We start from the raw sequence: 21,814 nt of genomic DNA, 5'->3' as shown, positions 1-21,814 counted from the left end.
CCCCGAAGCCCCAACAATCACGCGGCGGCCCAGTCGCTTTGTGCTTATTTGGTTTTGTCTATGAAGATGCCTTGGCTACCCACGATCGTTGCGAGCGGAACTGTTGTTGCGATTTTGGCCGGCACTTGGCTGTTTGATCAGGCCGATCGCGATCGCCGTTTATACGATCGACGATCGCGCATTTCGGCGGAGCTGACGGCCCTGGAAACCCAAATTCAAAGCAACTTGAAGGTGCGGGCCATGCTGGGCTACAGCCTCGCCACCTACATTGCCACCGAAGGGCGGCTCAACACCGCCGCATTTAACACCTTTGCCGGTTCAATCATTGCCGATGATCCGGCCATCCAAGCGGTGCAGGTGGTGCAGGGGCCGCGGGTTTTATACCGCTATCCCCCGTTGTCACCCACCGAAATTAACCCCCGAGTTCCCACTTCAGCCGCTTGTCCGCCTCAGCCGATCGCAGCGGGTCGATCGCGGGCCCCTTCTTGGACATTAGCCACGGATTTACCCTGGGATTTAAATCCCGTTTGTCTGCCCCGTCTCCAGTTCGATCGCCCCCGGCCTCTGCTTCTCATCAACACCACCATGCCCATTCGCCAGTTGGCCCCCTCGAGCCAACCCCCCATCCAGGTGCAAGTGGCAATCAAGGTTAACCAAGTGGTGGAAGATTTGCGCGCCAATCGCCAATCGTCGGTGCATCTGGCCGTGTGGGTGCGAGGTCAAGCGCTGGAGCGACAGTTTGGGGAATTAATTTTGGCTCGCCAGCAACCGGTGCGATCGTTCCTGCAAGTGGGCAACAGCCATTGGGAACTGGCGGCCTTGCCCCGAGATGGTTGGGTGCTGTACTCGCGTCGATCGCTCTGGACTTGGTTAACTGGCTGTGGCTTGGCGATCATTGGCGGTATCCAGATCTATCGCTGGATGCAATTGCCCGCCCGCCTGGCCGATCGGGCGCAATCCAACGAAGACCGCTGGCAACTGGTGCTCCAGGGCAACAATGACGGCATTTGGGATTGGAACCCCAAGTCCGATGAAGTGGTCTACTCCAGCCGCTGGAAATCCATGTTGGGCTATCAAGCCGATCAAATTGGCAACCGCCGATCGGAATGGATTTCTAGAGTGCATCCCGATGATTTGGGTCGGGTTTTGCGGGGCTTTGACGATTATGTCAACCGCAAAATCGATGAATATTCCATGGAATATCGGCTGCGATGTCGCGATGGCCAATACAAATGGATTTCGGCTCGGGGTCAAGCCCAGTGGGATCGCCGGGGACAAGTGCAAAGAATGGTGGGATCCATTACCGACATTGACAAACGCAAGCGCTCAGAAGCAGCCCTCCGAGAAAGCGAAGAACGGTTTCGGGCAATTGTGGAACAGGCCGCGATCGGGATTTGCCAAATTGACCCCAACGGCCGCTATTTACATGTCAATCAGCGGTTCTGTAACCTCCTGGGCTACACAGAAGCAGAACTTTTGCAGCAAACTTTCCAGGATTTGACCTATCCCGGCGACTTGGCCGAAAACCTCCAACAATCCCAGCGGCTTTGGCGAGGCGACATTTCCTCCTTTTCCCTGGAAAAACGCTACCTGCGCAAGGACGGTCAGCTCCAGTGGGTGAATGTGACCGTTTCCCTGGTGCAATCCGCCAGCGACGCACAACCCTACACCCTGGCCTTGGTTGAAGACATCAGCGCCCGCAAACAGGCGGAAGAACAGCTAACCTACAACGCGTTCTACGATGCCTTGACCGGGCTGCCCAATCGAAACTTATTTGTCGATCGGCTGAAAGTTTGCCTCAGCCAATCCCAACGCCACGCCAATCGGATGTTTGGGGTGTTGTATGTGGACCTCGATCGGTTCAAAGTGGTCAACGACAGCCTGGGACACCATGCGGGCGATGAACTCTTGGTGCAAATTGGCCGCCGTCTGCAAAGTTGCCTGCGGTGCAACGACACCGTGGCCCGGCTGGGGGGCGATGAGTTTGCCGTGATTTTGGATGATGTGGGCACGAGTGAGGAAGCCCTTTGGGTGGCCGATCGGGTGCAGGAACACCTGAAACAGCCCTTTCATATCCATGGCCATGACTTCTACACCAGCGCCAGCATTGGCGTGGCCCTCAGCCAGGATCCCGCCACCCAACAGCCCTACGCCAACTGGCAAAACCTCATGCGCGATGCGGATATTGCCATGTATCGTGCCAAGGCCAACGGCAAGGGCTGCTCCCAAGTCTTTGAGCCAATGTTGCACCACAGCACCCTCACGCAGTTGCAAATCGAAAGCGATTTGCGCCAAGCCCTCAGCAACAACGGTTTAGAGGTCTATTTCCAACCGATCGTCCGCATTCAAGATCGGCGGTTGGTGGGCTTTGAGGCCCTGGTGCGCTGGAACCACCCCCAACAGGGTTGGATCTCGCCGTCCGTGATGGTGGCCGCAGCAGAGGAAACGGATCTGATTGTGCATTTGGGGGAATGGGTGTTGGCGGCGGCCTGTGCCCAACTGCAACAGTGGCGATCGCACTGGCATCGGGATCATAGCCATCTCCCCCTCTCCATTAGCGTCAACATTGCGGGGCGACAGTTTGCCCAAGCGAATTTGGTGCAGCAGATTGAACGAACCCTGATGGAAACGGGCTTGCCGCCGGCCTGTTTGCGGATTGAGGTGACCGAAAGTGTGATTGCGGAGCGGGTCGATTCGGTGGTGGATAAGCTGGCACGGCTCAAGGCGTTGGGGGTGCAATCCTGCATTGATGATTTCGGCACGGGCTATTCTTCCCTCAGCCGATTGCAGCAGTTCCCCATCAATGCCCTGAAGGTCGATCGCTCCTTCGTGAAGGATCTGCCCTACTCGGAAGACAGCGCCGCCATTGTGCGGACGATCGTGAACTTAGCCCGTAGTTTGAACATTCACACGGTGGCCGAGGGCATTGAAACCCCAGAACAGTTGCAATGCTTAGAGCAGTTGGGCTGTGACTATGGCCAGGGCTTTTTGTTTGCCAAACCCATGCAGGCGGCCGCGGCGGAAGAATTGTTGAGGGGAGATCGGGTGCTATCGGTCATTCAGCCCCAGTTAGGCCTGAATTAGCGGGATCAGCCCCAGTTAGGGCCCCTTTGGCGGCGGCAATCAGCGATCGAAAAAAGGGATGATTCAAATCCACCGGCTCGGCCGTTTCCCGGTTGGGGCCGAGCAGGCCGGTGGGTTCCCCGTCCACTAGGGCCAGCACTTTGCCCTCGGGGTTGCGGATCCGTAATTCTGGCTGGCCGTCCCGATCGCCCCAGGCGCAGCTGTAGGGGCGATCGCGGAAGGTAAAGTTCGCCCGCTTGGGACTCGGGGGGGCAAGATGCTCAAGCCCCTTGTCTGGTACGGCGGCTGTTACGGCTGGATCGTAGGTGGCCGGGCGATCGGCGACGACGGGCGATCGCGCCGGGGCACTACCAGCGACAGCGGGCCGGATCGCCACCACGTCCAATTCCAAATTCACCGCGCCGTTCCAGTGGTTTTCCTTGAGCTGATAGGCCACATCCACCACGGGCGGCAACGGAAATGCATCGCCCCAACGCCAGGCGATCGCCTCCATTTGGCCCGTTCCATCGGACACCGTGAGCCGCAAATGCTTGCGATCCTGGCCCAACTGCCGCTGACCCACCACCTGCAACCCCGGCGACCAAAACACCGGATCCGGGTTACCAATACCGCAGGGGTGCAGCATATCGATTTGCTCGTATAGCTCCCCATCCAGCTCGCCCAGGCTGGCCCGCACATCGGGTTGCACCAGCGGGCAAATATGCTCCGGTTGCAGGCAGGTTTGGGCAAATTCCCGCAACCGCGCCTCAAAGGCCGGCAAGTTTGCCGCCGGGAGCGAAAAGCCGCCCGCCGCCCGGTGGCCGCCATGTTTGGTCAGCAGGTCTTTGCAATATTCCAGGGCTTCAAAGACGTTGAATTCCGGGATGCTGCGGGCGGAACCGCGCACCTGCTCGGGGTTTTCTTCTTCGTAGGTGCCGATGAACACGGGCGCACCGTAACGCTCCACCAACCGCGAGGCAACAATCCCGATCGTCCCGTGGTGCCAATCCGGTTGCACCACTAGCATCACCCGCGCTGCCTTCAGATCCAAATCGCTGGACTGATACCAGGCGTGGGCTTCCTGCTCAATTTGGTTGCAAATTTGTTGGCGCTTCTGGTTGATTTCCTCGCACTGCATGGCCCGCTCCAGGGCCTCACCGCTGTCATCGGTGGTCAGCAGGTCGATCACCACGTTCGGCTGGTGAATCCGCCCCACGGCATTGATTCGCGGCCCCAACCGAAAGCCGATCGCCTCCGGTTTCAGGGGGCCTTTGCTGGTGCTGGCCGTAGCGTTGCCGTCCCCTTGCCCATCGCCGGCCACACTGATCCCCGCCACCTGTTGCAGGGCACGAATTCCGGGAACCGTCGAAAAGGGCAACAAACTGAGGCCCCGCCTGACCCAGCGCCGATTCACGCCGGTTAGGGGTGCAAGGTCGGCGATCGTCCCCAGGGTGAACAGTTGCAACAGGGATTTCCACGGGGCCGATCGCTCCATCCGCTGGGCCAAAGCCACGGCCAACACGTAGGCCACACCGACCCCCGCTAATCCGGCGTAGGGCGAGGCTGGGTCGATTAATTTCGGGTTCAGGATCGCGTTGGCGGGCGGAATCCGGGGCGGTACGTCGTGGTGATCGGTCAGGATCACGGTTAACCCCAGTTCCCGGGCCCGGGCGATCGGCTCGTAGGCGGCGATCCCGTTGTCCACCGTCAGGATCAGGCGGATCCCGTTTTGGTGGAACTCCTCCACAATCCGCTGATTAATCCCGTAGCCGTCGGTCATCCGGCTGGGAATCGAGGCGGTCACATCGGCTCCCAAATGGCGGAAGGCGCGGATCAACAGGGCGGTGCTGGTCATGCCGTCCGCATCGTAGTCGCCACAAATCCCGAGCCGATCGCCCCGTTCGATCGCCTTCGCCAACAGATCCAGCGCCGGGGCCAGGTCGGGAAACTCCGCGATCGGGCTGGGCAGTTCCGCCAAATCCGGATCGAGAAACAGCTCCGCCAGCTCCGGTGAATCCACGCCTCGGTTGATCAGCACCTGCGCCAACAGCGGCGACAGACCCGTGGCCGCTGAAATCTCAGCGGCGCGATCGGCATCTTCCGGGGCGATCGCCCAGCGCGTGGCTCTCATGACCATAGGTGCTCCAAAGCTGACTGCCCGACTCGCTCGCAGTCGTGGGGGGCAAGGGGCTTAAGCCCCTTGTCTACAACGGTTGGCGCAGGTTTAGTGTGATCGATCGCCTTTAGGCCATCACCATGCCGCCATCGACGTTAATCGTTTGGCCCGTGATGTAGGCCGCCGCCGGATCCGCCGCCAAAAAGGCCACCGTGCCCGCAATTTCCTCGGGCTTGCCGTAGCGACCCAACGGAATCGCCTTCAGGATGCCTTCGCTGTCCAGGCCTTCGGTCATGTCCGTGCTGATGAACCCCGGGGCGATCGCATTCACCGTAATTCCCCGCGCCGCCAGTTCCTTGGCCACCGTCTTCGTGAAGCCAATCACACCTGCCTTCGCAGCGCTGTAGTTGGCCTGTCCCGGGTTGCCCATTTGCCCCGCCACGGACGCAATGTTGATGATCCGGCCGGACTTTTGCTTCAGCATCACCTTGCTGACGGCCTTCGTGCCCAAAAATACGCCGGTCAGGTTCAGGTCAATCACCGCCTGCCAGTCTTCCAGCTTCATCCGCAGCAGCAGCGTGTCGCGGGTAATCCCGGCGTTGTTCACCCACACATCGACCCGGCCCCATTTGTCCAAGGTGGCTTGCAACAGCGCGTCCACCTCGTCCGGCTTGGACATATCGGCTTTCACGGCGATCGCCTCGCCCCCGTTCCCGGCAATTTCCGCCACCAAGCTCTCAGCTGCCCCGCTGGAGGCCGCATAGTTCACCACCACCTTGGCCCCTTCGGCAGCCAGAGCGAGGGCGGCGGCTCGGCCAATCCCCCGAGAAGCCCCGGTCACAACAGCCACTTGGTTTTGCAGGCGGGTTCCAGTCACGGTTACAAGCTCCCAAAAACAGATTTCAGACAACAAAGTTCAATACGAAAATCCACCCGTAGGGGCGCACCGCGTGCGCCCAGCCCCCACCCGAATTGATCGAACCGGAGGGCGCACAGCGGTGCGCCCCTACGGAAATTCGGGTTGGGTGATCGCTTAAGGTTGGGTCGATCGCGCCGCGTAATGGGCCTGCACATCGGCGATCGAGAACAGCGCCTCAAAGGCCAAGCCCTGTTGCGCGTAGAGTTCCGCGCCACCCTGGAGCCGATCGACGATTGCCACCACCCGATCGACCTGGTAGCCCGCTTCCCGCAGGCGATCGACCGCCTTCAGGGCCGACCCCCCCGTCGTCACCACATCTTCGAGCACCACCACCGACGAACCCGGCTCCAACGCCGGCCCCTCAATGTAGGCCATCGTGCCATGGCCCTTGGCCTCCTTGCGGATGATCAGGGCAGAAATCGGGCGGTTTTCCAGCGCCGACACCACACTCACCGCCGACACCAACGGGTCAGCCCCCAGGGTCAACCCGGCCACCGCCGCCGCGCCCGTCGGCACTTGCCCCAGCAGCAACCGCCCCAGCGCCAATGCCCCCTCAGGATGCAGCGTCACCGGTTTGCAGTTGATGTAATAGGTGCTTTTTTGGCCCGACGAAAGGGTAAAGTCCCCTTCCCGGTAGGCGCGATCGCACAGCAAATCCAACAGGCGATCGCGCAATTCAGCCTCACCGGCAGTGGCGGCCCAGTTCCCAGCGGTAACGGTCATGGCGACAGATGGAGCGACAGGACGAAGCAAACGAATAGCAACAAAAATTGCGACTCCCTATCCTACCGCGCCGGGTACGCACCACCGATCACCACGGGTTGACCGGGCGATCAACCCACCGTCTCCGTAGGGGCGCAACGCCTTGCGCCCTCCGGTTCGATCGCCTCAGAGAAGACTAATCGCAACGCCTTGCGCCCTCCGGCTTGCGGGATCTGACCTACACCAATCCGGCATTAATCCGGCATCACCAGCCCCTTGCTAGCCAGCCACTCTGCGTTATACAGCCGCGATTGATACCGCGACCCGCCATCGCACAGCACCGTAACGATCGTGTGGCCCGGCCCCAGTTTCTCCGCCAGCTTCACCGCCGCCCCCACATTGATGCCCACAGAGCCGCCCATAAACAGCCCCTCCTTTTTCATCAACTGAGCCAGCACCGCCAAAGCTTCCGGATCCGTCACCCGAATCGCATCATCGATCGGCACGCCCTCCATATTCGCCGTCACCCGCGAATTCCCGATCCCTTCCGTGATCGAGTTGCCCTCCATCGTCAGTTCCCCGGTTTTCGCGTAGCTATAGAGCGCACTGCCCATCGGATCCGCCAGCACCATTTGCGCTTGGGGGTTCTGCTCCTTCAGGAACATCGCCACACCCGCGTAGGTTCCGCCCGTGCCCGTCGCCGCCACCCAAGCGTCCACCGTGCCGTCTGTTTGCGCCCAAATCTCCGGCCCCGTCGTTTCGTAGTGGGACTGACGATTTGCCAAGTTGTCGAACTGGTTGGCCCAAATGGCGTTCGGGATTTCCGCCGCCAACCGACCCGACAGCTTCACATAGTTATTAGGATCGCGGTAGGGCACAGCGGGCACGGTCTTCACCTCCGCCCCCAGCGTCCGCAGCAGGTCGATTTTTTCCTGGGACTGGGTATCGGGAATCACGATCAGGCACTTGTAGCCCTTGGCGTTGCAAATGTGGGCGAGGCCGATTCCGGTGTTGCCTGCCGTGCCTTCCACCACCGTGCCGCCGGGTTTCAGCAACCCGCGCCGTTCCGCATCTTCAATAATGTAAAGGGCCGCCCGATCTTTAACCGACCCACCAGGGTTCAAAAATTCCGCTTTACCCAGGATTTCGCAGCCGGTTGCGTCACTAAAGCTGTTGAGCCGGATCAGTGGAGTATTACCAACTGTCCCGACGAATCCATTTTTGATATCCATTGCTCGGGGTCTAACGGCGATTTGGTGACTCAATTTACGGTGAGTTTGACTCGTTTATTCACAGTACCGGAACTTGGGAATTGTACCTAGAGCCAAATCCTAGGTGATCGCCCCTTGATTGACCCGCCCAAGTTATCCATGCTAGCGTCAAACGGCAGTCTGTCCAAATAACCTGTGATCCATGACACAGGTTTGAATCCACCGAGCCAACTCAAAAGAAATTCATCGAAATCTATCAGTTGCCCAAAGTCCTTAGGCTGATTCCACCTGAGTCTTCATGCATTGCCTCCATGCTTGGAATGACATGCCTAGAGCTATTGATTTTGCAATCACCAAAACCAATAGCAAAATGAAGAAACTTTTTGGCAATTCGTCAAGAAATTTCATCAGTCATGGTTAGCCAACCTCAAGGCAGACATTTCTAGCTGAAGGGCAATTAGACCAAGTTTGGATTTTTTTGAGTAGACACTTGATTGGATTAAGTCGCTTTATGTCATTGATAAACGACATAGACAAATTGCAACTTTCACTATCTCGTAGTCAACGCTTAATCGATCGGCTCTGGTCTTTAAGTCCAATTGAAGCAGGGCGATCGAGCGGGGGAACCAGCCTAAATTTTGGGGCGAATCTTGTGCTGCAAGAAGGCTACTTCCAAGCCTAGCCCGTCAGCTAACCTCGTCAGCCAATGGAAGGAGAATCGGAAATGCTAGAGCAAATCGGAAACCTAGACGCTTGGATTGCCGGAATTGTCTTCATCACCGTCATTGTGGTGATCATGACGGAATGGATTCACCTCACGGTTGCAGCCTTTTTGGGAGCGCTGGTGTTGGTGTTTGCCCACGTAATGAGCTTGAAAGAGGCGATCGGGTACATCAGCCAGAGCCATGGAACCCTCGCCCTCTTCTTGGGAGTCATGATTTTGGTGCGGGCCTTTGAACCCACCAAAGTTTTTGACTACTTAGCCACCCAAATGGTGATTTTGGCCCAAGGCAAAGGCAAAAATTTACTGTTAGGGATTGTGGGCATCACAACGCCCATTTGTGCTGTTTTGCCAAACGCCACCACAGTCATGTTGTTGGCTCCTTTAATTCCCCCATTGGCAGAAGAAGTGGGCGTAGATTTCGTGCCCCTTCTGATTTTGATGGTTTTTGTGGCCAACAGTGCCGGACTTTTAACCATTGTGGGTGACCCAGCCACCTACATTGTTGGGGACGCAGTAAATTTAACCTTCACCGAATACCTAACTCGCCTCAGTCTAGGGGGTGCTGTGGCGATCGGGGTGATTATTTTGCTGCTTCCTATTCTGTTCCGAACCACTTGGAAGAAAGAGCTGAAAAATCTGGACGACTTGCCCCACCCCAAAATTAATCACCCGCGCACATTAGCCTTTGGTGGTCTGATTGTGCTGCTCGTGTTGGTCTTTTTTGTGATTGGTGAGTCGTTGCCCATTCCTGTCTCTCCCGCCGCCGTTGCCCTCCTAGGTGCTGCGTTAGCCTTGCTCCTAGCCCATCACAGCAAAATTGACACCGTTAATAACATTTTGCGAGATGTGGATTGGAGCACATTGCTGTTTTTCATGTCCATTTTTGTGCTGATCGGTGGCCTGCAAAAAACTGGCGTGGTCAGTCTTTTGTCAGGAGCCTTGGCAGCCATGCTCGGAACCAATATTTTCTTGGGTTCGATCGCCCTGATTTTCTTTGTGGGCTTGGTGTCTAGCGTTGTTCCCAATATTCCTTTGGTCGTGGCAATGGTTCCCCTGCTCAAGGAATATGTGGTGAATGTAGGGATGGCTGGGCCAGAAATTTTGGCGCAGGATTATTCTGGGAGCTTTCCTCCACAAGTGTTGCCCCTGTTTTACGCAATGATGTATGGGGCAACCTTGGGAGGAAATGGAACCCTAGTTGGCGCTTCTTCTAACATTGTGGCGGCTGGAATTGCTGAATTGCACGGCAAAAGCATTTCCTTTCACCGCTTTTTGAAGTATGGAATTCCGGTGATGTTAGCCCAACTAGTTGCTGCTTCTTTGTATATGATGATTCGGTTTTTGCTACCGGGTCAGTCCTAAGTTTGTCTACTAACTTAAAAGTAACGAGTAGAATACGGGCTGGCAATTGTCAGCCCACTTTTATGATCATTTTGCTTACTTTTAGTATAGAAATTAGAGTGTTTATTTCGGTTTTAAATATGAATTTAAGAGCTAATCTAAGCCAATTAATATAAAGCACATTACGTATTTTGACTTTAATGTTTTTGTCGTTTATTTAGGAAGTTTTGGAACTACATAGTTAATTGATTTGTCAGACGATTTTATAGTGCTATTGCTGTTCTAGTAAATGTTTCAGCGATTGAGATAGAGGTATTAAGTCCGTTTGTACAACATCCCAAATAACTTGGACATCAACACGATCATATTGATGCGCTAAAATGTCTCGCATTCCTGCCATTCCCTTCCAATCAATGCTTGAATGGGTTGCTCTAAATTCTGAAGATAGACGCTTGGTTGCTTCACCAATAATGATCAAAAAATAAAGAATGGCAGCTTGCTTCTCTCGGTTGGTAGATAGCTGATCTAGGCTGACACCAGCCATCGAGCACAAAATCTCTTCGATCGCTTGGAGAATATCAACAATTGCATCCCTATCTCGATTTCTGTCCATAAATCCACATCGCTGAATCTAGAATGTCATTTCTTCGACTTAAGTTATGGCTAGTCAGGACTTCCTTTAATAAGATCAAGTCAACGGATCGGTGACATAAGGCTTCTAATTCTATTGCCATTCTTGCTCGTCGCAGTAAGCTCATATTTGCGTTTGGCAGATAGCAAAATAAGAAATCTGCATCACTAAGATTTTTTCCATCAGATCGAAAATCGTCTCGCAAAATTGAACCGAACACAGCTAATTCGGCAATCTGCCACCGAATGCAGAAATCTCTGAGCTGTTCGGGTGTGATAGTTAGGCGATCGTAGACTTCTTGAATTGATATTGTGTCAGTTTTCATATCATTTACTCTCTGAACTAGTGATGACAACTGGGACACTAACTTAGATCATTAATGGGCTATGAATTTTGAGGTGGCGTTGGTAGTAGTGGCTCAATCTGTCGCAAAACATCAGGCAAGGAGTCGGCAATATACAGTAAGGATTGATCATCTCTGGATGCACTGTCTTTGAGCATATAGAATCATCTCTGAATTTAAGATTTCTTGGCGGCGCAGCCAATTACGACTATTTTTAATTCCTTGTTTGCTAATCAAGTCAATTCTTCGATGGCAAAGCTTTTCTAGTTCTTCGCGCATCTGCATGATGTCGAAAAGGCTATGACTTGAAGACTGATTCAGGCTGTAAAGTAAATCAATATCACTGACATCATCTCCGCGATCGCGGAAATCGTCTCGCAAAATTGAACCAAACACGGCTAATTCGGCAATCTGCCACCGAATGCAAAAATCTCTGAGCTGTTCGGGGGTGATAGTTAGGCGATCGTAAATTTTCTGAATTGAGGTTGCATCAGTTGCCATACTCCTGCTCCACTGATGACCGATTGCGAAGGCTGCCCATTATTCTAGCCGCGCTGACTGTCAGAGATGTGAGTACTACGACATTTCAGCGCAGACGATCGCTTGTGTGACGGGCAACGGATCGGGAGGGGTTTAGGATTGCTGGAATTCTAAGAGATTGCCGTCGGGATCGGGGGCAAAGATGGCGACGCGACCGGAGGCGCTGGCTTGCCAGGAAATGCCGGCTTCGGTGAGTCGAGCTTTGAGGGTTTCTAGGTCATCCACCGCGATCGCCAGGTGGGCATTGCGACCCCAACGATCGTCCTGAATCGTGTTCACCACCCGGGGCGCAACAATCAGGTGAATTTGCCAATCGCCGATCGCATACCAAAGACCGGGAAACTTTAGGGGGCGATCGATCAATTCCAGCCCCAACAATCCCCCGTAAAATTCGGCGGCGCGATCAAGATCGGTCACATTCAACGCCACATGTAGCCCCCGGATTACCGCCACGATCGCCTACCTCCGAATGTCGTAACCAAACAAATTGGCATCCACTTCCATCAGATTAATATCCGCCAAGCCGTATTCCGCCCAGCGCCGATCGACCGTGGCGGCCACCTCGGGATCGGATTCCAAAACCTTGCCCCATTCCCGATCGATTTCGGGATAAATCTTATCGGTAGCATCGATGCCCATGCGACTGCCAAGACCGGCTTTTTCGGTGGCAAAATCCAGGGAATCTAGAGGATTTTCCGGCAGGATAAACACATCCCGATCGGGGTCAACTTTGGAGCAAACGGCCCACATCACCTGGCGCGGATCGCGAATATTAATCGACTTGTCCACCACGATCACAAATTTGGTGTAGGTGAACTGGGGCAGGGCGCTCCAAAAGGCCAAAGCAGCCCGGCGGGCTTGACCTGGATAGGCCTTGTCGATCGAGATGATCGCCGCCTTGTAGCTCAACCCTTCCATTGGTAGGAAAAAGTCCGTAATTTCCGGCACTTGCGTCCGCAAAATCGGCGTGTAGATGCGGTTGAGGGCGATCGCCATCATCGCCTCTTCCTTGGGTGGCCGGCCGCTGAAGGTGGTGAGGTAAATCGGATCCTTGCGGTGGGTGACGGCATGAACCCGCAGCAGGGGGCCGGGAGCCGCCGGGCCGTAGTAGCCCATGTGGTCGCCAAAGGGCCCGTCGATCGCCGTTTCGCTCGGGTCGATCGTCCCTTCCAAAATCATTTCGCAATCGGCCGGCACTTCCAAATCCAGGGTTTTGCACTTGGTCAGGTGTACGCCGGAACCGCCGTAGAGACCCGCAAACAGCCACTCGGACAGGTCTACGGGGATCGGTGTGGCCGCCGCCATCAGCAACAACGGGTCAGCGCCCAGGGCGATCGCCACCTCCAGTTTTTGGCCCCGTTCCGCCGCCTTCCGCAGGTGGCGCGCGCCGCCCCGCACCGACAGCCACTGAACGGTCATCGTGTTGTTCGATTGCCGTTGCAGCCGGTAAACCCCCACATTCGGGATCTTGGTTTCGCAATCTTTAGTAATCACCAGCCCGAGCGTCACCACATGGCCCGCATCGTCAGGATAGGGGCGAATCATCGGAATTTCGTTGAGATTCACCTCTTCGCCCCGTTTCACCACCTGATGGCAAGCAGGAAATAGGTCGATGTCGGGCTTGGCGCGCAACACATCAAACAGCACCTTGCCAAACTCGATCGCCTGGGAAATTTTCTTGGGTGGCTTCGGCTGCTGCAACATCGACAGCTTGCGGCCCAAGGTTTCCAGCTCCTCGGGCGAGTCCATATTCATGGCCCAGCAGGTGCGCTCCACCGTGCCCAACAGGTTCACGGCCACGGAGCTAGGGCTGCCCTTGACGTTTTCAAACAGCAGGGCCGGCCCGCCCGCCGCCAGCATCCGATTAGCAATTTCAGCAATTTCCAGGTTGGGATCAACGGGAACCGTAATCCGGCGCAGTTGACCGCGCTCATCCAAAAGCTTCAAGAAGCCGCGTAGATCTCGGGGCATGGGGCGATCGCGTGAATTGTCGAAGGGGTGATGTAACGAACCGTAACGATTCCCATTATCCCGAAATTCGTCACTGACCCGCTGTACCAAGGGCGATCGCCCCCGATCGAGCCAGACCCAATCGGGCCGGGTATGATGGCCTGCTAGTTCGATCGCCCGTCCATCGCCTGTCACCCGTGAATCAGCCGAATCTTCCGCCCCATCTCCAAGGTCTGACCCGCAGCGAAGTGCTGGAGCGCCGGGCCGCCGGCCAGGGTAATGATGCCCCCCTGAAAACCAGTCGCTCCTATGCGCAAATTCTCCGGGAAAACATTTTTACCTTTATTAATTTTGTTTTCGTTGCCATTAGTGTTGTTTTCTTATTTTTAGGCAGTTTTAGCGATGCCATCCTGGTGGCGGCAGTCATTTTGAGCAGCGTGGTGATTAATGCCATTCAAGAAGTGGCGGCCAAGCGCAAACTCGATGAAATTGCCCTTCTAACCCGGCCCAAGGCCACCGTGGTGCGCGAAGGTCGTGAACAGGATATTGACCCGAGCGAAATCGTGGCGGGTGATGTTTTAGTGCTGCGATCGGGCGATCAAATTCTGGTGGATGGGGAGTTGATGGCCGGAGAAATCGCCGCCGATGAATCGCTCTTAACAGGAGAGTCAGACCCCATTGAAAAGGAAACCGGCAGCCCTGTTTTTTCGGGAACCATTTGTTTAAGCGGTAGTGGCTATTATTTAGCCCAAAAAGTGGGCCGCAACAGCTTGGCCCACCAACTCACCGAAAGTGCCCGCACCTTTCGCCAAATGCTCACGCCCTTGCAATCGGAAGTGAATTTGGTGATTCGGATTTTTATGATCATCGCCTGCTTTTTTTGGGCCTTGGTGGCGATCGGGTTCATTGCCAAAGCCATTTCCTTCAATGAAACGGTGCAGCGATCAGCCGTGATTGCCGGCTTGGTTCCCAGCGGTTTGTACTTAACCGTCACCCTGTCCTATGCCCTGGCGGCGGTGCGGATGGTGGGCAAGCGGGTGCTGATTCAACAGGCCAACGCTGTGGAATCCCTGAGCAATATAGATGTGCTCTGTGTGGACAAGACCGGAACCTTGACGGCGAACCGAATTCAGCTCACGGAACTGTGGCCGATCGCCCCCGGCCAGGACTTGGCCACCCTGACCCAACAGGTGGGAACCTATGCCGCCAGCACCCGTTCCGGCAACGCCACCAGCGAGGCGATCGCCCTCGGTTGTCCCGCTCCCGGCCAAGAACCGCTCTATGAAATTCCCTTTTCATCAGCCCGCAAGTGGAGCGCAATCGCCTTTGGGCCTGACCCGATCGCCCCACAAACCGCCGGGCCCGTGGTGGGGTATTACGTTCTGGGTGCGCCGGAAATGGTGAGCGTGGGCCTGGCGGAACCGCTGCCCCCGGAATGGCGCGATCGGGCCCAGACCCTGGCTCGCCAAGGATTTCGGGTGTTGCTGTTTGCCGTCAGTCCCACCATTCCGCCCAAACCCGCCAAACGCGACAGCGCCCCCCTGCCCCAGGATTTGCAACCCCTGGGCCTGTTGGTGTTTAGCGACGAGCTGCGCCCCAGCGTGACGGAAACACTCCAAGGATTTGCCGAGGCGGGCATTCGGCTGAAGATTATCTCTGGCGACAACCCCGACACCGTGCGGGCGATCGCGGCTCGGGTGGGTTTGGGCGAAAATTTGTCGGCCGTGTCCGGAGCCGACCTGGCCGCCATGACTGAGGCGGAATTTGCCCAAGCTGCGATCGAGCATCAAATTTTTGGGCGGATCGTCCCGGAACAAAAAGCCCGCTTAGTCACGGCCCTGCGACGTGCGGGCAACTATGTGGCCATGATTGGCGATGGCGTAAACGATGTGTTGTCCCTGAAGCAAGCCAACCTGGGCATTGCCATGGAAAGTGGCAGCAAAGCCACCCGCAGCGCCGCCGATATTGTGTTGCTGGGCGACTCCTTCGAGACCCTGCCCTATACCTTTTTGGAAGGGCAACGGATCGGCAACGGTATCCGCGATGTGCTGAAACTGTTTATGGTGCGGGTGTTTTGCGTCACCCTGTTGATTTTATGTACGGGGCAAGTGCTGGGAACCTTTCCGCTGCTGAATAAACACAGCGCTGTGGTGACGATCGTGGCGGTGGGGCTGCCCACCTTTGGATTTCCCCTGTGGGCCCGGCCCGGGAAACCGCGCCAAAAGAGCGTCCTCAAGTCCATGCTGAATTTCACCTTGCCTGCGACCTTGACCCTCACCCCGATCGCGGTGGCGGTTTACTTGGGCTATCTGGTCACCACCATTTGGAACGCCACCCAAACGGGCGAAGAGTTGGTGGTTTTGAACGATGCGCTCTTGGCCGTGCCCCGCAGCGCCCTGGTGACGCTGTTGGTAAGCTGTGGCCTGTTGCTTGTGCCGTTTTTAAAGCCGCCAGCGGGGCCTTGGGTGGCAGCGGAGCCTCTCTGTGGCGATCGCCGCTATTCCCTGCTGGCCTTGGGCCTGTTGGGGGTCTATGCCGGTTTGGTGGCCCTGCCGGGAACGCGCGAGTTTTTTGAGCTGGCGCTGTTGCAACCGGTGGACTATTTGCTGATTGGGGCGATCGCCCTGAGTTGGTGTTTGCTGTTGCGATATATCTGGCGATCGGGATTGTTCGATCGATTCTTGGGCTTCAAACTCAGCGATTGGAATCATTAAGGGATCGTTCGGGCGATCGCTGGGCTTTTTTGCGCCAACGGATTGCCGGAATTTCGATCGCCCAGTAGGTGAAGCTGGCCAGGGCGATCGACCCTAAAAACACCAACCCCAACCGTTCGCCATAGGCCACCAAGGGCGATCGATTCGTGATCAACGGGCCGATCACCTTCAGTAAGGGATAGTGCCAAACATAAAGACCAAAAGACAACAGCCCGAGCAATTCCCAAGCCCGGAGCGGATTAGCCGCCATGGCCGATCGCGAGAGCGGCCGGTTGCGCCCGGAGCTGAAATAAACCCGTCGTTCAAAGGCAAAAATAAATAGCCCCGTCGCCAACACCGTCAGCCCCGGAGCCACTAACAACACCCGATCGCTCCCTTGATATTTCCACCAGGCGGCCAACCCATAAAGCAACACCATCGCCCCGATCGCCCAGCCTTTCCAGGGCAGCCCCAGAATCGATCGGCCCCAAGCCAGGGCCACCCAGGGCCGAACTTGCAACCCTTGCCCTGGCTCGATCGGGTCTGTTTGCCCCTCCGCCGGGTCGATCGTTGGGGGTCGGTTTTGGTGCAGCTTTTGCATCAGCGGACTCAGCCAAAAACCCACCAGAAAGGCATCTAAATTGGCCGGCAAAAAGGTATAGATATAGCGAATAAAATAGGGATTCCCCTCTGTACTGCCCAATAATTGTTCAATTAACTCAAAAACTCCGAACCGATAGAGCATTAATCCACTGGTCACTGCTGCCATGGCCACCAGTAATAATTGCCCGGTTTTCAGCCAGCGTCGACTCGCCCAAAAAATAAGAGGGGCGATCGCATAAAATTGCACTTCCGTGGAAAGCGACCATAGGGGTGCATTAAACTCAAAGGGCAAAGAATGCTCATAGGTAAAAGTCAGCAACCGCAGCAAATGCCCCCAATGATTGGGTTGCCAACTGTGGGGATAAAACACCGCTGCCGATATCAAAATACAGGCATAGTAAAGCGGCAAAATTCGGGTGGCGCGGTTTTGAAAATATCGAATGATCCCAGGGCGATCGAACCGATAGCGTTCGGTATAAAATCCTTTGCCGATTAAGTAGCCCGACAAGCAAAAAAACACCCGCACTGCCACGCCCCCCGGCGCAAACAGCAGCCAACTCCAATCCTGTCCAGCCCAGACCAAGCTTTGGGCCGGCGGGCCGCAGTGGGCCACAATCACCAAACAGCAAGCCACCCCCCGCAAGGTCAGCAATGCATCCCAACGGTTGGGCGGGCGCAAACCAGAACCATCAGCAACCATGGCCAAGTGCCGCCAGCAAAACACTACGGTAAAGTAACACTACGGTTCGCCGCTGCTCGCCCGTCGCGCTCGGTTCAGTCTCTTTTTTATTCCAGTCTCTTTTTCATTCAGTTTTTCCGGGGACAATTCACCCATGCATGCCCGTTGCGTTCCTTCCCGCGCTGAATTTTCTCTGAATGGACTGCTGCGATCGCTGCGGTGGGCAATGTCAGCGGGGGCGATCGCCCTGGTCTTGGCCAGCGCCGGGGAAGTGGCTCGCGCTCAGTTACCTTTCCTGGATAACCTGCCGATTTTTGATATCTTTTCGCGGCCGGCCAAGGATGAATTTCCGCCCAGTCCGCTGGAACTGTTAGAGGCGGATCCGTTGCTGCCGGAGTTTCCCATGAAGCGGGAACTGTCGCCCACGGAGCGCGATCGGCTGCGTTTGGCCCTCGATGAATTAAACCTCCAGGCGGCGGCCACCCTGCGGGCCGGCAAAACCCTAGAAGCCTTCGCCCTTTGGAATCGAGAACTGCGATTGCGGCGGTTTTTGGGCCTGTTTGAAGAGTTGCCGGCCCTGGGACGGGTGGGCGAGCTGGCTTGGCGGGAAGGGGCCGTGGAAGAAACGCGGGTGGTGACCGATCGAATCAAGGCGATCCAAGCAGGGCAAACGGGCCCCAAGCCGGTTTTGCCCGACGAACAACCGCTGCCCATCCCTGAAGATCCGGCCCTGCTGGAGGCCCTGGGCTTGGCCTATTACCAAGTGCGTGCGCCCAAGTTGGCCTTGGCGGTGTTGGAACCGCGCCTGTTGATGGCCAGAACGGCCGACGATCCCACGGGAATTGAAAAATATCTGGTGGCGATCGGCCAATTGCGAGCCAGCCTGTTTGAGGATGCGGCGGCTGTGGATGCCTACCGGGAGCTGCTGGCGATCGAGCGGGCCAAAATTGCTGCGGGTCGTTGGGTGGCGGTTCCCGTGCCGCCGGGCACAGAACCCACCATTCCGCTCCATCGCCAGGCCGAGGTGCGCTATGCGCGGGAATTGGTGATGTTGTTGAATCGATCGCGCCAATGGGATGAGGCGATCGCCGCCCAGCGCGATTTGTTGGGGGTCTATCAAGAATTGGGGATTATGCGGCTCATTCCGCCCTTGATGAGCGAGTTAGCTGCCAATTTTGACCGGGCCGATCGTGTGGAAGAGGCGGTGTTGCAATATCGCGAAACGGCCGCCGCCGCCCGCTCCATCAAGCAGTTGGGCATTGCCCGAGAAGCGCTCGATCGCCTGGCCACTCTCTATCGCAGCCGCCCCGCCTTTGCCGACAAGCCCGATCTGCTCGCCAGTCTTTACATCAGCCTGTTGGAGTTGGCCCGCGAGGCGGCGGACGGCTACGGGATGATGGACACCTACGAAAAGTTGGGTGACTTGTTTGTCAGTTTGAATCAGCGCGATCGGGCCCGCATTGCCTACGAACAGGCAGCGATTTTGGCGAAGCAGTTGCAACACCGCGAAAGCTATTTCGCCCGCAAGCTCCAAGACCTGGGCCCCGCCCCAACCCCCTTCAACCAACCGTAGGTTTAGCCATTACTGGCCTGCAAGTTGCTCATTCCAACGATTTGAGATGAGTATGATGTGCCTAGCGTCGGCTAGATGATTCAGGTTTAATTGTCTAATTTTCATCGTTTGGTTTTCACAATTCAGGATTGATCACCATGAGTTTGGCCTTAACCCCTGCCACCACCCTCAAGGACGCTTATCGGATTTGTGATGTTGTGCCGCTGGAAGGAACCGACTTTGAGCGATACTATGTGGCGCTGACGGGGGTTCGCAATCGTCGGGCGATCGCTGGCGTGCTGAAGCGGCTGGAATACTTGGAACCGGGGGAAACCAGCGCCATTTTGTTTACGGGTCATCGCGGCTGTGGCAAAAGCACCGAACTGAAGCGAATTCAAAATCAATTGGAAGCCAGCTATCAAGTCATTTACTTAGACGTTGAACAGGAAGTTGACGTGAATGATTTGGTCTATAGCGATCTCTACTTGGTCGTGATTAAGCATATTGAAATTGCCCTGCGCCAGCTCAAGCTCTCGCTCAACGAGAAGCTCAAAAATAGCTTTGAGCGGTGGTTTGCAGAAGTTACCGAAGAAACCGAAGAAACGGTTGAAAAATCCGTCGGGATTGATAGCGAAGCCAGCTTGGGTTTAAATCCGGGTTTCTTGGCCAAGTTGCTGGCCAAAGTCACCGCCAAGATTAAAGGTGCATTCAAGGAAAAAACCACGATTCGGAAAGTGCTGGAGCAAGATATTTCTCGGTTGTTGTCGGACATCAACTTACTGTTGGATGATGCCAGCGACAAGCTCCGCAAAAAGCATCCTGAGAAAAAAGGGTTTTTGATTATTTTTGACAATCTCGATCGCCTTGCACCTGAGATTGCTGATCGCCTGTTTTTCAATTATGCCAACCAGCTTCGATCGGTGCGGTGCAACATCATCTACACAGTCCCGATTTCCGTGCTTTGTTCTGAGCGGAACATCACCAATGTTTTTGATGATCCCCACCTGATTTCGATGCCGAATTTGTATCACCTGGATCGATCGCAGTGGCAGTTAGCCTACAACCCCCAAGCATTGGATGAAGTGGCGCAAATTCTGGAGCAGCGCATGGATGTGGCACAACTGTTTGAAAGCCGTGATGTGTTGTTGACGTTGGTGCAGGCCAGCGGTGGCCATGTGCGGCAATTGATGACCATGGCCCGCAATGCAATCATGTCGGCGGACATTAACGACCACGATCGCGTGTTGGCGGAGGATGTCACCTATGCGATCAATCAGCAGCAATTTGCCTTTGAGCGGTTAATTCCCCAAAAGCACTACACCAAGCTGGCCGCCGTCATGGGCGATAAATCTGTGCCGGTGGATCAAGATGGCAAATTAATGCTGTTTAACCTGTCGGTTTTGGAATACAACGGCAACAATCGCTGGAACTATCCCAACCCGGTGGTGCAGCGCAGTGAGGCGTTCCAAGATGCTCTCCGCCGAAAAATGGCCTAATGGATTGACTGCCGAGGACACCACAGCGGCCGGTCAACAAGCTGAGTGGGAAACGCGCAACGCGGCCAACCTGCGGCGGTTGGCGGGGTTTGTGGACTTGGCCGATGGGTTCACGCTGGGGCTGGTGGAGCTGACGGGGGCGATCGAAACCGATTGGCTGTTGGTGGCGCTGGCCGCGCAACCGCGCTGTGCCGGGGTGGACTGGGTGATCTATCCGGCCCAGCGAGAAACGCAGTTTTTGTTGAATGAGTTGCGGGATTGGCTGGCACGATCGCCGATCGATCCGAGTCGCAAGCGCGTGGTGGTGGTGCGGGACTTGGAACGGGCGATCGGGCTGGGGGCCGATCGCCCCCCGGTGTTGTTGGATTTGAACTTTGTACGGGATGGTTTTCGGCAGGGCGTGCCCCACCCGTTGCTGATTGTGTTGCCCAATGATGCGATGCGGCGGCTGGCCCGGTTTGCCCCAGACTTTTGGGCTTGGCAGTCGGGGTTGTTTGTGTTGGAGTCGCGGCCTCCGGCTCCCGTGGAGATTGATCGGGAATGGATTAGCCCTACCGAGCTGCAACGAGTTGAAGAGCGGCAAGTGTTGTTGCAACAACTGCTGAGTGAAACCCTGCCCAACGGCCGCGCCCACGATCAACAGGCCGCCGTGCGGGGTTGCGACTTGTTGGCCCAGTTGGCGGAGTTGCGGTTGTTGGTGAAGGATGGTCGCGGGGCGATCGCCCTGGCGGAGCAGGGTTTAGAGATTGCTACCGCCTTTCATCAACGAAACCCAACCATCTATCACCAATGGCTGCTGGGGCGGGCTTATTACCAATCACGAGCGGCAGATCAGGCAGCCCAATGGCTGGCCCAAGCCTTGGCCGGGGCTGAGTCGGCCGGCGACTCGGCCATGATCGTGGCGATTTTGCTGGATGTGGGTGATGTGGCCGTGCGGCGGCGGGACAACAAAGCCGCCCGCTCGGCCTATCGCCGCTGTTATGGGCTGGCGCAGGAAACCCGCAATTCCTATTTTTTGGCTCACAGTGCCATGCGTTGGGCCCTGCTAGAGCAGCGGCTAGGGAACTTTGAGCAAGCCCGTTCTTTGATGCAAGTGGCCACCCAAGAGCGCCCCACTAAATCGCTGTTTTGGCAAGCCTGGGCCTTGTTTGAGAAAGAGCAGCGCAACCCCGATCGCGCCCGCGAACTCTTCGAGCGAGCCAGCCAAGCCAATCCAAGCGATGCACCCACCTTGCAAGCCTGGGCCTTGTT

General features: G+C 56.2%; 16 protein-coding genes and 1 riboswitch. Of the genes, 6 read left to right on the top strand and 10 right to left on the bottom strand.

The features are described 5' to 3' along the window. The coding region (locus AMR42_RS16585; RefSeq protein WP_234407058.1) for an EAL domain-containing protein at positions 1–3,084 on the top strand (3,084 nt) is incomplete at its 5' end. Here the strand turns inward: AMR42_RS16585 and recJ are convergent. The 4 genes from recJ to AMR42_RS16565 form a co-directional block, all read right to left on the bottom strand. Next, the gene (recJ, locus tag AMR42_RS16580) at positions 3,056–5,194 is read right to left on the bottom strand and encodes a single-stranded-DNA-specific exonuclease RecJ (RefSeq protein WP_234407057.1); all 2,139 of its coding nucleotides are present in this window, start codon (positions 5,192–5,194) and stop codon (positions 3,056–3,058) included. The two genes, AMR42_RS16585 and recJ, sit on opposite strands and share 29 nt — an antisense overlap. A 112-nt stretch (positions 5,195–5,306) precedes the next feature. Further along, positions 5,307–6,056, bottom strand: a complete 750-nt coding sequence (gene fabG, locus AMR42_RS16575) for a 3-oxoacyl-[acyl-carrier-protein] reductase (protein ID WP_099534767.1) — start codon at positions 6,054–6,056, stop codon at positions 5,307–5,309. A gap of 156 nt (positions 6,057–6,212) precedes the next feature. Then, a complete protein-coding gene (pyrE, locus tag AMR42_RS16570; protein WP_099534761.1) occupies positions 6,213–6,821 on the bottom strand; it encodes an orotate phosphoribosyltransferase in 609 nt (202 codons plus the stop codon). Between the two features lie 233 nt (positions 6,822–7,054). Further along, positions 7,055–8,032: a cysteine synthase A gene (locus tag AMR42_RS16565; RefSeq protein WP_099534760.1), complete on the bottom strand. Its 978-nt coding sequence runs from the start codon at positions 8,030–8,032 to the stop codon at positions 7,055–7,057. Positions 8,033–8,566: 534 nt separating this feature from the next. Next, positions 8,567–8,729, top strand: a riboswitch (cyclic di-AMP (ydaO/yuaA leader). A gap of 6 nt (positions 8,730–8,735) precedes the next feature. Between AMR42_RS16565 and AMR42_RS16560 the strand changes: the two genes are divergently transcribed. Further along, entirely contained in the window at positions 8,736–10,097 is a 1,362-nt protein-coding gene (locus AMR42_RS16560; RefSeq protein WP_099534766.1) for an ArsB/NhaD family transporter, read from the top strand. 250 nt (positions 10,098–10,347) lie between these two features. On the opposite strand, the gene AMR42_RS16555 is transcribed toward AMR42_RS16560, so the two are convergent. The 5 genes from AMR42_RS16555 to AMR42_RS16535 form a co-directional block, all read right to left on the bottom strand. Beyond that, on the bottom strand, positions 10,348–10,689 hold the full coding sequence (locus tag AMR42_RS16555) for a DUF86 domain-containing protein (RefSeq protein WP_099534759.1): 342 nt from the start codon (positions 10,687–10,689) through the stop codon (positions 10,348–10,350). Further along, positions 10,670–11,032, bottom strand: a complete 363-nt coding sequence (locus tag AMR42_RS16550; protein ID WP_099534758.1) for a nucleotidyltransferase family protein — start codon at positions 11,030–11,032, stop codon at positions 10,670–10,672. The genes AMR42_RS16555 and AMR42_RS16550 overlap by 20 nt, the downstream gene beginning before the upstream one ends. Before the next feature lie 147 nt (positions 11,033–11,179). Next, positions 11,180–11,551 (bottom strand): nucleotidyltransferase family protein, encoded by a 372-nt coding sequence (locus tag AMR42_RS16545; RefSeq protein WP_099534757.1) that lies wholly within the window; start codon positions 11,549–11,551, stop codon positions 11,180–11,182. Between the two features lie 132 nt (positions 11,552–11,683). Then, positions 11,684–12,043, bottom strand: a complete 360-nt coding sequence (locus AMR42_RS16540; protein WP_234407056.1) for a VOC family protein — start codon at positions 12,041–12,043, stop codon at positions 11,684–11,686. 6 nt (positions 12,044–12,049) lie between these two features. Next, on the bottom strand, positions 12,050–13,561 hold the full coding sequence (locus AMR42_RS16535) for a UbiD family decarboxylase (RefSeq protein ID WP_099534764.1): 1,512 nt from the start codon (positions 13,559–13,561) through the stop codon (positions 12,050–12,052). A gap of 176 nt (positions 13,562–13,737) precedes the next feature. Between AMR42_RS16535 and AMR42_RS16530 the strand changes: the two genes are divergently transcribed. Then, positions 13,738–16,254, top strand: coding sequence for an HAD-IC family P-type ATPase (locus tag AMR42_RS16530; protein WP_199858223.1), 2,517 nt, complete (start codon positions 13,738–13,740; stop codon positions 16,252–16,254). Here AMR42_RS16530 and AMR42_RS16525 read toward each other — a convergent pair. Then, entirely contained in the window at positions 16,235–17,536 is a 1,302-nt protein-coding gene (locus AMR42_RS16525; protein ID WP_143473150.1) for an acyltransferase, read from the bottom strand. The two genes, AMR42_RS16530 and AMR42_RS16525, sit on opposite strands and share 20 nt — an antisense overlap. A 133-nt stretch (positions 17,537–17,669) precedes the next feature. Between AMR42_RS16525 and AMR42_RS16520 the strand changes: the two genes are divergently transcribed. The 3 genes from AMR42_RS16520 to AMR42_RS16510 all read left to right on the top strand — a co-directional run. Next, on the top strand, positions 17,670–19,088 hold the full coding sequence (locus AMR42_RS16520) for a hypothetical protein (protein WP_143473149.1): 1,419 nt from the start codon (positions 17,670–17,672) through the stop codon (positions 19,086–19,088). A 137-nt stretch (positions 19,089–19,225) separates the two neighbouring features. Beyond that, on the top strand, positions 19,226–20,563 hold the full coding sequence (locus AMR42_RS16515; RefSeq protein WP_099534753.1) for a P-loop NTPase fold protein: 1,338 nt from the start codon (positions 19,226–19,228) through the stop codon (positions 20,561–20,563). Positions 20,564–20,567: 4 nt separating this feature from the next. Beyond that, positions 20,568–21,814, top strand: a 1,247-nt coding sequence (locus AMR42_RS16510) for a tol-pal system YbgF family protein (protein WP_234407055.1), incomplete at its 3' end; no start/stop codon positions are given.

The organism is Limnothrix sp. PR1529 (assembly GCF_002742025.1).
Lineage (GTDB): Bacteria > Cyanobacteriota > Cyanobacteriia > CACIAM-69d > CACIAM-69d > CACIAM-69d.
This window is presented reverse-complemented; position numbering and strand designations above follow the sequence as displayed.